This is a genomic window from Paraglaciecola chathamensis S18K6 (assembly GCA_000314955.1).
GTDB lineage: Bacteria > Pseudomonadota > Gammaproteobacteria > Enterobacterales > Alteromonadaceae > Paraglaciecola > Paraglaciecola chathamensis.
The window spans coordinates 104,055-116,879 of sequence record BAEM01000053.1; the positions used below are offsets into that span (position 1 = coordinate 104,055).

13 protein-coding genes are annotated in these 12,825 nt (G+C 41.4%); 4 read left to right on the top strand and 9 right to left on the bottom strand.

All coding sequences use genetic code 11. The features are described 5' to 3' along the window. Nucleotides 1–95 precede the first annotated feature (95 nt). The 6 genes from GCHA_RS19160 to GCHA_RS19190 form a co-directional block, all read right to left on the bottom strand. The gene (locus GCHA_RS19160; protein ID WP_007991282.1) at nucleotides 96–377 is read right to left on the bottom strand and encodes a hypothetical protein; all 282 of its coding nucleotides are present in this window, start codon (nucleotides 375–377) and stop codon (nucleotides 96–98) included. A 113-nt stretch (nucleotides 378–490) separates the two neighbouring features. After that, nucleotides 491–904, bottom strand: coding sequence for a DUF1493 family protein (locus GCHA_RS19165; protein WP_007991284.1), 414 nt, complete (start codon nucleotides 902–904; stop codon nucleotides 491–493). 617 nt (nucleotides 905–1,521) lie between these two features. Further along, the gene (locus GCHA_RS22930; protein WP_153810725.1) at nucleotides 1,522–1,854 is read right to left on the bottom strand and encodes a hypothetical protein; all 333 of its coding nucleotides are present in this window, start codon (nucleotides 1,852–1,854) and stop codon (nucleotides 1,522–1,524) included. Nucleotides 1,855–2,153: 299 nt separating this feature from the next. Beyond that, nucleotides 2,154–2,501 carry a DUF2750 domain-containing protein gene (locus tag GCHA_RS19180; protein WP_007991286.1) on the bottom strand — a complete coding sequence of 116 codons (348 nt, stop codon included), beginning with the start codon at nucleotides 2,499–2,501 and terminating at the stop codon, nucleotides 2,154–2,156. 111 nt (nucleotides 2,502–2,612) lie between these two features. After that, a complete protein-coding gene (locus GCHA_RS19185; RefSeq protein ID WP_007991288.1) occupies nucleotides 2,613–3,023 on the bottom strand; it encodes a hypothetical protein in 411 nt (136 codons plus the stop codon). 181 nt (nucleotides 3,024–3,204) lie between these two features. Then, nucleotides 3,205–3,642 (bottom strand): hypothetical protein, encoded by a 438-nt coding sequence (locus GCHA_RS19190; RefSeq protein ID WP_007991291.1) that lies wholly within the window; start codon nucleotides 3,640–3,642, stop codon nucleotides 3,205–3,207. 186 nt (nucleotides 3,643–3,828) lie between these two features. Here GCHA_RS19190 and GCHA_RS19195 point away from each other — a divergent pair, with 186 nt between their 5' ends. Further along, nucleotides 3,829–4,269, top strand: a complete 441-nt coding sequence (locus GCHA_RS19195; RefSeq protein WP_007991293.1) for a hypothetical protein — start codon at nucleotides 3,829–3,831, stop codon at nucleotides 4,267–4,269. Nucleotides 4,270–4,378: 109 nt separating this feature from the next. Here the strand turns inward: GCHA_RS19195 and GCHA_RS19200 are convergent, their stop codons facing one another. Continuing rightward, nucleotides 4,379–4,681 carry a hypothetical protein gene (locus GCHA_RS19200; RefSeq protein WP_039992856.1) on the bottom strand — a complete coding sequence of 101 codons (303 nt, stop codon included), beginning with the start codon at nucleotides 4,679–4,681 and terminating at the stop codon, nucleotides 4,379–4,381. A 242-nt stretch (nucleotides 4,682–4,923) separates the two neighbouring features. Here GCHA_RS19200 and GCHA_RS19205 point away from each other — a divergent pair, with 242 nt between their 5' ends. Continuing rightward, nucleotides 4,924–5,961 carry an integron integrase gene (locus GCHA_RS19205; RefSeq protein ID WP_007991297.1) on the top strand — a complete coding sequence of 346 codons (1,038 nt, stop codon included), beginning with the start codon at nucleotides 4,924–4,926 and terminating at the stop codon, nucleotides 5,959–5,961. A 178-nt stretch (nucleotides 5,962–6,139) separates the two neighbouring features. Next, nucleotides 6,140–7,999 (top strand): cation:proton antiporter, encoded by a 1,860-nt coding sequence (locus GCHA_RS19210; protein ID WP_007991299.1) that lies wholly within the window; start codon nucleotides 6,140–6,142, stop codon nucleotides 7,997–7,999. A 75-nt stretch (nucleotides 8,000–8,074) separates the two neighbouring features. On the opposite strand, the gene GCHA_RS19215 is transcribed toward GCHA_RS19210, so the two are convergent. Beyond that, a complete protein-coding gene (locus GCHA_RS19215; RefSeq protein ID WP_007991301.1) occupies nucleotides 8,075–8,716 on the bottom strand; it encodes a response regulator in 642 nt (213 codons plus the stop codon). Nucleotides 8,717–8,998: 282 nt separating this feature from the next. After that, on the bottom strand, nucleotides 8,999–11,323 hold the full coding sequence (locus GCHA_RS19220) for a TonB-dependent receptor (RefSeq protein ID WP_007991303.1): 2,325 nt from the start codon (nucleotides 11,321–11,323) through the stop codon (nucleotides 8,999–9,001). A gap of 194 nt (nucleotides 11,324–11,517) precedes the next feature. Between GCHA_RS19220 and GCHA_RS19225 the strand changes: the two genes are divergently transcribed. Further along, nucleotides 11,518–12,813 (top strand): GntP family permease, encoded by a 1,296-nt coding sequence (locus GCHA_RS19225; RefSeq protein WP_007991304.1) that lies wholly within the window; start codon nucleotides 11,518–11,520, stop codon nucleotides 12,811–12,813. Nucleotides 12,814–12,825 lie beyond the last annotated feature (12 nt).

The following is a 12,825-nucleotide window of genomic DNA, read 5'->3' on the forward strand; positions in this document are numbered from 1 at the left end:
GCAGCCGCCCTGCGTGTTTGCGTCCCAGCCCGCGCAGCGGGCGTGCTTAATTTTTTTGTTATAAGCCATTTTAAACACAACCTAGTTTAGCTACGTTAATCACCACAGCCACCACCAGAATCTGAACCCTCATTCCCCGAATATAGATTGCTACTACCAGAACCGTCCGCAACAGGATTGCGACCTTTTACTTTAGGGTTTATTGAGCGAAGGACAACCAAAGTAATAGCAGGGCCACCTATTGGAATAAGCCAATTAACAAGTAAGGTAATAGCTCGAGAGCTATTATTGATAAACAATGTGCTGTTAACAGCTAGAGTATTAAAAAATGCCCAAGCCAAATGAACACACACAATCCCAGCTAATAAGTAAACCATGAGTTAGGTTTTCCTGGTGGCATATAACGCCCTAATAATGGGCAAAAAATTGTTGGCTAAAATGTTGAGGAACGAAAACAGCCAACTGTTTTTTGTCCTTATTAATTAGCTTGTTAGGTATACCATGCTACCAAAAACAAACCGATGATTAAAACTAACCAAAGGCAATTACTGTATGTAATGTCATTTCGATTAGTTGGTACTTTATGCTCTGGATAAACCATCTTCCACTTACCTTTAGTAGCAAAGTTTAAGAGCATTTGAGGTGTTACTGGAATTCTACTTACTTTTGCCCATGGTGGTTTAAAAATAAAAGACCAGATATTTACTCCCTCATCTCCTGAGTGAAAATACCAAAGATATTCATCCATGTTTACGTTGTACTTGTTTGAATACGCTTCTATTAACTCGTGAAAATCATCACCTGCAACACCAAGTTCATCAGTTATATTGATATTAGGATGAACTTTTTCGATCTTTGTGCCTGATTCAATAGCTACAAAGTTTAAAATTTCCGCAATATCCAAAGGTATACCTAACGCTTTGAATATGGGGCAAATATGAGCGTTTTGGCCGAAGGCCAGCGAGTATTTGTCCCAGTGAGTTTACGAACAACATAATTCATTTGTTAGGTACACTTTTCCGTATTCTTGTGAATAAATAAAAAGAAACAAAAATGAATGCAGCGACAAGACCACCATAATAAAACTCTTGGAAAGGAGCTTGATATAATGCGTCATAAAAACTCCCAAACCGAATATTTTCGGCGCTACCAAGAAAAGTAAAAAACAATATTAATACTAAATAATGGATTCTAGAACTTGGCCCCAATAAGTAACTTACAGTCACGAACAAAAAGCCCATAAGTAAATCTGGCCATGTACCACAGCCAACAATACTAGTGTTGTTGCTGTGGGAGCAAGCGTCGAAAGCAGGACTAGGAAAAAGCCACAAGCAAAAGAATGCTATTGCAAATGCTCCTAGACTCCTTGTGAATGTCAATAAACTTCCTTGAACTTTCATGTGTACCTAACTTCCCGCATAACGGGCAAATATAAGTAGGCTAAAATACCAAGCGAAGCGTAGGGAGCCTACGTGTATTTGTCCCTAGCGAGCGAAGCGAGTGTTAATGCGTTTGTTAGAGCTACTTACCCTGTTGACGTAAAAAGTTGAATACTGGTTCTGTTGGTAATAAGTAATTTTCACTTTTTTGTTCAGAATTAATCATATTGTAAACAACTAGTGAGTGTTCGTTTGTGGTATCTATGGAGCAGCACCAATTATGAATGGAAAAAAAGCTATTGTATCTTTGATTAGCGCAATCTCCATATCCTGTAAAGTCCTCAGCTACGAAAGGTATGAGTAGTAGCAGGTGTTCTGAACCTAATTCTCTAGTTTCATGAGCATTAATTCCAGTAATATTTAGTAGATCTCCTCTCTCAACATCACCCTTAAAAGGTTCTAAAACTTCAAACACCGAATAATCCACGTTGCACCTGTTGTCGTTTGTAACAGACGTTTTCGATTCAACAAGTCTTGCATGAAGAACATGAGATGAATATTCGAAATTCCATTCAAGATCTAGTCGTTCTGGAGATGACTCGAAAGTACAGCCAGCTAATATTGTTGATATCCCAATTAACAGAAAGCGAAACATCCGATAAATTTCCATGTAGCTCTAACGCTTTTGTAAGGGGCGCGCGTTGTTTGCGCGTCCCAGGGTTGCTTGCAACCCGATCTTAACGAACTTGTTAGGTACACTTTCTCCCAAAAGACCTAACATCTCTCAATCCTACCAATAAGTTCATCCGGAAATAATGTTGTCCCCGTTAAATTATCACCGGCCCAATTTGGCCCCAATTTAATGCCCGCCTCTTTTAACTCTGGAAGCCATTCCTCAACGAAACTATCGAAAGTAAAGCCACAAGGTGTTCCGTTTCCAAATTGATCTAAGCGCTGTAAAGTTCGTTCGACTCGAGATTCGGTTGACCAAATAGGCAATACCCTTGTTCCGTCTTCCTCTATCCATTCCAAAAACTGGTCCTCTTCAAACTCAATCAACCAAACTTCTTGATGCTTCTTAACATCTTTACAAAATGCACTAATTTGGGAGCCTAAACTCATAGGTGTACCTAACGCCACCTTAAGCGGCAAAAAATTGTTTGCTAAAATGTTGAACGAAGTGAAAACAGCAAACTATTTTTTGTCCGTTTGAAGGTCTTGTTATATGCCGTATTATGCTAAGATATCAACCTTCCCATTTAACTGTTTACCGTCAAGATCTTTAAATTTACTTAAAACACCTGATAAAAAGTCAGTATTCTCACCAATGCTTTTTTTAAAATCTATAGATTTTTCAACTTGCCCAATTAAGTCTACTTTGATTTTACCTATTTTTTCGGGATCATTATTATATTGTTCAAGTACATTTAATGGTATAAATGGCACTACATCAAGTAAAGCACTTTCCCCTGATTTAATTAATGTATTAATTTCATCAATTGATATGTTTCTCATATCAATCTTTGTAGGTTGTGAATTATTTTGGTTTATGTTTTTTTCTACAGCAATAGATTCAGTCGGCATTTTATTGCCGCTAGCTGCTGTCGTAATGGAATAGTTTTGCCCTACATTTAAAATATTCATATTAATTCCTCATGTATTAATAGATATTTGATATTAATGCAAAAGGTGCACCATGTTAGATATTATACTAATGCCTATTTTAGGCATATAACGCCCGCCTAACACGCAATGTGTTGGCGTGGCTTTTTGCGTTGTTTGCCAAAACCATGACAACGTGACATTGTCGGAGTTTAGGCGTTTGTTAGGTGCCAATACCACTAAACCTATTAAAATAGTCATCTATATTAGGTGATATATCTATGCGTTTAACTACGTTGTTACGTAAGAAAAACACTAATTCGTTAGATGGATCTACATACTCTTTAAATATATCGTCATTTACTTCCAACACTAAATTTGGAAAGTGTTCTAATAATTCTGACTCATTAAACCCAATTGGTTTAATGCTATTTAGTTTTGCAGTTTCAGAGGTTACGGATATTTCCCATAACCTAAACTCTAAATCAGGATCGAAATACAATTGTATTCCTTTGGATTGATAATCCCAAATTTCGGAACTAACTCCGTCTTGGCCTAACTCATTTTCAATTAATTCAGGGATTCCAAATAGCTCATTAGCTTTTTCTTTAGAGTCACCAAATTCAATACTCTTCAATCCGATCAATGGCACGATATTCATAAGGCAACTAACGCCTAAATAACAGGAAAATTGAGTTGGACGCTTTTTTGCGGTTCTTTGCAAAAAATCGGCAAACTCTATTTTTCCTAGTTTATTTTCTTGTTATGTGTGTCTAGCAGAACACTCACAACACTGTTGGCACAAATTTCGCTTGATAATTGAAAACTTATTATTTTAGAGGCTAAAATGCAAATTACCAGTACTACTTATATGACTCCGGCAAAAGAAGCATATAAAACCGGCAATTCTTTGCCGGACAATAAAACCCAAAGTGCTATGGTTGCGCAAGAAGTATCCTCTATACATGAATTAGCCCAATATATAGACCCAAGTAATATGTCTCGAAATGAAGCTGCCATATTATCTGGTGCATTATTTCCCGATGAACCTAGTGCGACTTTTGGTGCACAAGCCCTTATACTAGTAAATGATAATGGTACACTACGGAATGCAACTAAATCAGACGCAATCATGAATGAAAAATTTGATATGTTCGAGTCGATAAAAGGGCAAATGGAATTTAATCAGCAACGTGGTATATCAAATGACAACTTAGAGCTTGCTCAAGATTATTTACATAAATTGCAAATAGCAAAAACCTCTCCGTCAGTTAACATATACACATAACACCCGCATAAGGGGCGATAACACATGGGCTAAAATTAGGAACGAAGTGACGCAGCCCATGTGTTAGCGTCCCAGCGAAGCAACTTAATGTGTTTGTTATATTTGTGGTTTATTCAAACGGCTGTTTGTCCCACGGTTGATTTTTGTCTTCTCTGAATGCGTCCCAGCCTTTAGGTAGATCTGCAAGCTCAATAATTTCTGGAAATTTGCTAATAAAACACCCCATACAAATTACCATGCCGTCATCGGGGTCATCCGTAGTGTTACACATAAACTGCCACCCATCATCTATGTAATGATTAACTTGGATTATTGGCTCCAATCTTTCATAGACAAATTTGGTAGTTACTGCAGCAGAGTCTATTGGGCAACTGAAAGGCCATTCATCTTCTTTAAAAGTGTGCTTATGCATATTTTTCCGGACAAATATAACAATATTAATAGCTGGAAAAGTTCCGCATTTAAACACGGGAGTTTTCCACCTTTCTACATCTGTCTTTTTTAGCATACAGGGTAACTTATTGTACAGGTTAAATTTTTCCCAGATTTATGTTTTTCACCTGTGGAAACACGGAAAAATTCCTAAATCTTGCTGTTATACGGATTATTTACTACAACTGTATAAACATACATTAACTTAAGAAGAGTTACCTTATGCCTAAATCAATGTTCTTGAATATGATAAAAGATGAAATGTATCAATTACGTTATTCGAAACGCTCTATTGAAGCTTATCTTAAGTGGATCAGTAGCTATATTCATTTTCATCAGAAAAAACACCCTAATTTAATGCATGATAAAGAGGTAGAAGCCTTCCTTTCACACTTAGTTTTAGAATTGGATGTGGCTGCATCAACCCAAAAATCAGCATTAAATGCCTTGGTATTTCTATATCGCGATATAATTCGTCAACCGTTAAATTTTAAACTTAGTTTTATTAAAAGTACTCGCCAACAAAAACTGCCAATCGTTCTCACTACTGATGAAGTGCGGAATTTACTCGCAGTTGTAAATGCTCAAAATAAGTTAGCGGTATCAATTTTATATGCAAGTGGTTTGCGTTTAATGGAATGTATGAGATTGAGAGTCCAAGATATAGATTTTGATTTCAAATCCATACGGGTTTGGCATGGTAAAGGCGGTAAACATCGGGTTGTTACATTAGCCGATGAGCTTATACCTACTTTGCAACAACAGATCACTGTCGTAAAACAATATCTGGATGCAGACCTGTTAAACCCAGAATACAGTGGCGTTTATCTACCTCATCGTCTAAGGCTTAAGTTTAAGAACGCCAATCGCTCGATACAATGGCAATATGTGTTTGCTTCTCGTCAATTATCAAAAGATCCTGAAGACCAATCATTAAGACGTCATCATATTGATGGGTCTACGGTGCAAAAAGCAATACGGCATGCCGCTAAAAAAGCCAGCATCCCTAAAACCGTTACCCCCCATACGTTACGCCACTTTTTAAAAAATGCGTCCTTGCATTTTTCCCTTCGGGCCATCCTTCGGATGTTCAAATTTAGTTCCAGACAAATTTGTGCGACCCATCTTTTACAATCAGGTGCAGATATTCGCACCGTACAAGACCAGTTAGGCCATAGCGATTTGCGCACCACTCAGATATATACGCACATATTGCAACGAGGGGGTAACTCTGTCGTCAGCCCTTTATCTAGGCTGTAACCTAACGATTTAATATCAACTCAATGACGCAGTACCGCACAACCGAACATGTCACACCGGCACATGACTAATTTACCTTAAGCACTCGTTCAAATAATCAAAGGTCTTATTGCTTTTATAAACAAACTTGTGGTCAGATCGCGTAAAATATTTCTGTTCGTTGCTACAAGGATTTCACGTGAGCGACCCTATCATTCCCCTAGTGGCTGTCGGCCTTATCTCTATTGCCTGTCAGTATTTTGCATATCGTATTAAATTACCCGCCATTTTGCCGTTATTGGTTGTCGGTATTTTAGTTGGCCCTGTTTATGGCGTGATCAACGCCGATGCGCTATTTGGCGACTTGCTCTTTCCAATTGTATCTTTGTCAGTGGCGATTATTCTGTTTGAAGGCTCGCTAACACTGCGCTTTGGTGATTTGGCCGGCCATGGCTCTATGGTGCGAAACCTTTGTACAATCGGTACATTAGTCACATGGCTGGTCACTGCCCCCGTTGCGCATTATGCGCTTGGTGTTTCTTGGCAGTTAGCGTTTTTATTCGGTGCTATTGTTACTGTTACCGGCCCTACAGTGATTGTGCCTATGTTACGTACCGTTAGGCCAAGCAGTAAGGTAGCCAATATATTGCGCTGGGAAGGCATCGTTATCGACCCTATTGGTGCTTTGTTAGCCGTGCTCGTTTTTGAATACATTATTTCTACCCAAGATGCCTTAAGCCATACCTTGTATGCCTTTGGCCTAACCATCAGCGTAGGCTTAGGGATTGGCGCAGCAACAGGTTATTTACTAGGCCTTGCACTTAGAAATAATTGGATCCCTCATTATCTTCAAAATACCGCCGTATTGACGCTCATGTTAGGCGCATTTGCCGGTTCGAATGTCATTGCCCATGAATCTGGATTATTAACGGTGACTGTTATTGGCATGTGGCTGGCCAATATGAAAAACGTCGACGTTGAAGACATTTTAGAATTTAAAGAAACCTTAAGCGTGCTACTTATCTCTGGGCTGTTTATTCTTCTCGCTTCGCGTATTGACTTGCACTCGGTGTTAAGTGTTGGTTGGGGCTCCATTTTAGTGCTTGTTGCTATCATGTTTGTCGCTCGTCCGGTTGGCGTAATTCTGTCGTCATTAGGCACTGGCTTAAATTGGCGCGAAATCGCCCTACTCAGCTGGATAGCGCCGCGGGGCATTGTAGCGGCTGCGGTATCAGCGTTATTTTCACTCAAGTTAGAAGCCCTTGATTACGAACAAGCTGAGCTGCTTGTTCCTATGGTCTTTTTAGTGATTATTACCACAGTTGTGCTACAGAGTTTAACGTCGGTTACCGTAGCGAAAAAACTCAAGATGCGCGCCCCTGCTCCCCACGGATTTTTAATTTTTGGCGGAGGTTTATTCAGTCGCTTGTTTGCCAAAGAATTAATGCAGCACGATGTACAAGTGCGCATTACCGATACGAACTGGAATAATATGCGCTTAGCCCGTATGGAGAACATTCCTACCTATTTTGGCAACCCGATGTCTGAGCACGCTGCCCGTACGCTTGACCTATCAATGTTCGGCAAGGTACTGGTGATGTCGCCTTATCGGCAATTGAACCCTATGGTTACTTACCATTTTGAGCACGAAATGGGTAAAGGTACTGTGCTCGGTTTAAACAATAACGAACAACAGCAACGCCCAAGCCATCAGGTGTCTGAATCTTATGTTAAGAAGCTAGGATTATTTAGTGACGAGGCAACATATGGCAAGTTAGCAGGCCTAGTGGCAAAGGGTTCAACGATTAAAACCACGCGCTTATCAGACTCGTTTACGTATGAGGATTATAAAGCGCAATACAGCGAACGCGCCATTAAACTATGTGCATTAGATACGCAAAATCATGTGCATATGTTCACCACGTCAAACAATGTTAAGCCAAAAGCAGAGTGGAAGATTGTCAGTTTGGTGAATCCAGAAAAACCGATGGAGAAAGCCATTGCTAAAGCGGAAATCACTGCTGAAAATGGCAATGATGAATCTAAGCTGCCAAGTTAGCGCAAACCAATGGCATGTAAGATCCTATGTAGAAAGCCGGTAAATACACCGGCTTTTTTATGCAACCGCCTTAGCTTATTCAACCTGTAACATTTGCTTGAACAACACCCCTGCTTGGGTGCGATTATTAAAGCCAAGTTTATGTAACACTGCGGATACATGTTGTTTGATGGTTGATTCACTGACACCCAGTTCATAGGCAATCTGCTTGTTTAGCAGCCCGTCAGCCATTAATTGCAGTACTTTAAGCTGATGAGGGGTTAATTGCGCTAGCTTCGCGGCAAATGCTTGTTCTTGACTATCTTCAATCTTTTGTACTTGTTCGAATAACTCGCTGGGCAACCATTGCTCCCCATCTAATAACTGCTGCACCGCATCAGAGATAACCGGCAAAGGCGTTGATTTTGGAATGTAGCCACAGGCACCAAAGTCCATGGCCTTTCTCACCATCGCCGGGCTTTCGTCACCAGACACTATCGCGACTAACACATCAGGGAAATGGCTACGGATCATAGTTAGCCCCGTTAACCCGTCGTTACCTGGCATGTTTACGTCTAAAAATAGTAACTCAACGTCTTGATGTTGTTTTAATAAATCAAACGTTTGTTGGTAAGACGCAGATTCTAAAATATTGTTGCCCAGCACACCTTGAATAGCTTGTTTCATTGCACTGCGAAACAGCGGGTGGTCATCAGCTACAATGGCTTTAGCGTGCATTATGGATTCTCGTTTTCATGGGGGAGTTAAAATAACTAAGGCTAGATGTATGATTTTTATGTAATTATTACCTGTCACTATCAGATATATCTAATTTTCTGTCAAGCGCTTGGTGTGAAGTTGGTTATCGGGGATAGTCTTAAACGAAAAAAGGCAGTTTTCACTGCCAAACGTCATTACCGAGCCACGCATTATGCTTATATTTATTGCGCGTGTTCTTTTCAAACGCAGTAGGCACAAGTAAACATAAATGCTTACGCTGCGCCTACTGCAGTTGGTTATTTAAAACCGATAACCTAGGGTTAAACTAACCGTACGTGGGTCACCATAATACCCTATCAAGGTATTATCACCGCCAGTACCTGCTGTGTATCCAGTCGGATCATCTGGGTTTTCAACCACAAACTGGTAGCCACCCACAACGTATTCTTCATCTGTGAGGTTTTTAGCATGAATACCACCATACCAGCTGCCGTCCTCACTTTGCCAAGATACGCTTAGGTTCACCAAACCGTAACCGTCTTGAGTAATTAAGCTGTTCGCTGTTTCGGTGATGGTATAATCATCGCGGTAGTAATAATTAGCGTTAAAGACAAAGTCACCTATGTCTGTGCCCAACACATAATTAGCAGCGAAGTTTGCGGTATATTCTGGTGTATTAGCAATGGCAAACGAATCTGCTACGTCCACGCGCCCTTCTAAGGTTTCTTGAAATACTTCTTCGAATTCAGCGTCGATATAACCTAAGGCGACATCGAACGTTAAGTTGTCTGTTGCGGCAAAGGTAATCTCCGCTTCAACGCCTTTAGCAGTTGATTGACCAACGTTACCCAAAATTTGCTGTAAATCTTCAGGGGAAGTAACCGGTAATACAGATATATACTGACGGTCATTATGCTCTAATGCGAACAAGGTCACGTTAGTACGTAAATTATCGTTCCAATCGCTTTTCATACCCAGTTCAAATGAATCTACGACTTCTGGGTCAACCGCAGGTTCATTGATGGTCGCACGTGGGTTGTAAGTACCTGATTTAAAGCCTTGTGAATAACTGGCGAAAAACATCATGTCGCTGTTCATTTGGTACTCAACACCCACTCGCGGGGTAAAGCGTGACCAACTTTCTTTTGCAGGCGCATCTAGAATGCCGTCACCATCTGAGTCAGTGCCTAAAACTTGCGGCACAATTTCGCCTTCTGGGCGCACATATCCAGGGATCCAGTTCGATTCAGGGTATACGTTGTCAAACACTAAACCGTTGCGCACTGTGGCTTGCTTTTCTTCATCTGTATATCGTGCGCCAAGTGTTAATGATAGTTGCTCAGTAACATCAATCGACGATTGCACATACGCGGCGATACTTTCACTGTTATTACAACCCGATACTTCACGGGTTAAACCTGGCGTAGCGAATGCAGCGCGACCTAGAAATCCAAGAATGGCTTCGAACTGCCCACATGATTCACCGTCATAGTAATAAATACCGCCCACAGCGTTGAAGCCATTGCCGGTATAGGCAAGCTGCAATTCGTGGGTGTCATTTTCGTCTTCGTAAATAGCGGGTACATCAAAGATATCAACCGCGGTATTGTCAAAATCGATATTGGTTGGTGAGTAACTTTCACGATGTGCGCCTATGTATTTAAGGCTAATAGCGTCATTCACATCCCAATTAGCCGTTAAGCTATACCCTTCAAGTTCAACGTTATTTTCTGTCGGTAAGCTGGTATAAGAATCAAATACGCTGTCCGGTACGGGGGCATCAGTCAAACGACTTGGCAATAAGCGATATCCCCCTTTGGCGTTTGAATCATCTTCGGTTTTATCCCAAGCAAAGCGGAAAAACAAATCGTCTGACGGGGTAAACTCCACGGTGACACGGGCAGCGGTTAAGTCTTTGTTGTAGTTTTCTAAATCTTGCCCTTCAAGTGCTGATTCTAGGTATTCACCGTAACCATCGCGCGTAAGATCCGCTATACCAAAGCCAATATACAGCTTGTCTTCAATTAACGGTAATTGGCCTGTAAGCTTAATATCACGTTGTGAATAACTGCCCACTGTGCCCTGAATATTCAATGTCGGGTCACCGCTCATGGGTTTAGTCACGTATTTTATCGCCCCGCCAATGGTATTTTTACCGTATAGCGTACCTTGCGGGCCACGTAGCACTTCAATACGTTCCACATCAAGCAAGTCTAATACTGCACCTTGCGGCCTCGCCACATAAACATCATCAATGTATATCCCTACCCCAGGTTCATAACCCCAAAGCGGATCTTGTTGGCCCACACCGCGTATGAAAGCCGTTAATGTTGAGTTAGTGCCGCGGCTGTTTTGCAATGTGGTGTTTGGCGAGAACTGCTGAATTTCGGTCAGCACTGAAATCCCTTTTTCGTCAAGTTCGACAGCGCCTAACGACGTAACTGAAATCGGCACTTCTTGCAGACTTTCAACCGTTTTACGGGCGGTCACTTCAATACGCTCTAAACCTTTCTTTTCAGCTTGAGCGTTATTGGCAGATTCTTGCGCATGAAGCGCTGGTTGATAGAAAAGTACCGACGCTACGGCACCGGCGATAACGGATTGGGTGAAACCTTGTATGTTCATAATGTGTCCTTGATTAGCAGTTATCGTTATTTTTTGTTGTCTGCTTGCTGCGGTCGTAAATACCTTAATTGAGTTTTAGCTGGCCGTCCTTAGTACCATAGTACTATGGGCAATTTCATTGGGCTAAGACACACTAATGCCATCACTTTTCATGTTTGCTTGCGGTCACAAGTATTCATTTAAAGGAAGATAATATGCTCAGTTTAATTGGCTTAATAGGCGGGTTATTGTTGCTAATAGTATTAACTATTCGTGGCATGAACTTGTTTATAGCCGCCCCTTTGTGCGCACTGATAGTGGCACTCACCAGTGGTATACCGATATTTATCGGTGAAGTAAATTTTGTTAACAACTATATGCAAGGCTTTTCTGGGTTTATTGCATCTTGGTTTTTTATGTTCTTGCTTGGTTCACTTTTCGGCAAGTTTATGGAAGACACAGGCGCTGCGGATGCCGTGGCTCAATTTATCGTTTCAAAACTAGGCCGAAGCCAAGCAGTGGTGGCAGTGGTCCTCGCATGCGCTATTTTAACATACGGTGGCGTGAGCCTCTTTGTGGTGGCGTTCTCTGTTTACCCTATGGCCTTAAGTTTATTTAAAGACGCTAATTTGCCCCGTCGATTTATTCCTGCCGCCTTAGCGTTTGGCTCTGTCACATTTACCATGACATCCGCAGGTTCGCCGGAGATCCAAAACTGGATCCCCATTAAATATTTAGGTACCTCGCCCTTTGCCGCTTGGGAAGTCAGCCTAGTGGTGGCAATTTTTATGGCCGTGTTTGGCTTTTGGTGGCTACGGCGCATGATAAACAAGGCGCTGGCCAATGGTGAGACTTTCGAGCACTGGGAGCAAGATCCACAACTAACTGAACGTGCGCTTCCTAGCCCTATTACAGGTTTAATCCCCTTATTGGTGGTGCTTGTTTTATCTTTTCTGCTACATGATAGTCTTGGTCACTTAGCCTTAATCATCGCATTAGGCGGCGGTGTTTTAACCTTGATGATCATCAATTATCGTTATTTCATTAATATGCAAAACGCTATTACCGCGGGTACCACAGGGGCTTTAGTTGCCATCGGCAATACTGCCGCGGTTGTAGGTTTTGGCAGTATCGCTAAAGCCACTGAGGCGTTTCAAGTTGCCGTTGAGGTAATGACCCACATCCCAGGCAATGAGTTAATCGGTGCAGCCATTGCAATAAGTGTTATCGCTGGTTTAACCGGGTCAGCATCTGGGGGTCAAGTCATCGCCCTGCCATTACTTGCTCCCCATTACGTTGAACAAGGTGTTAACCCTGAAGAGTTACACCGCGTGGTGTCTATTTCGTCCGGCGCGTTGGACTCCTTACCGCACAACGGTTATGTGGTCACATTAATCCGAGCAATTTGTAATGAGACGCATCAAAGGTCATATTGGTCCGTTGGCGCTTTAACAGTCGTGGTGCCATTGAGTGGTCTTATTTTAGCCATCGCTTTATTTAATTTATTTTAATGTACACATTAT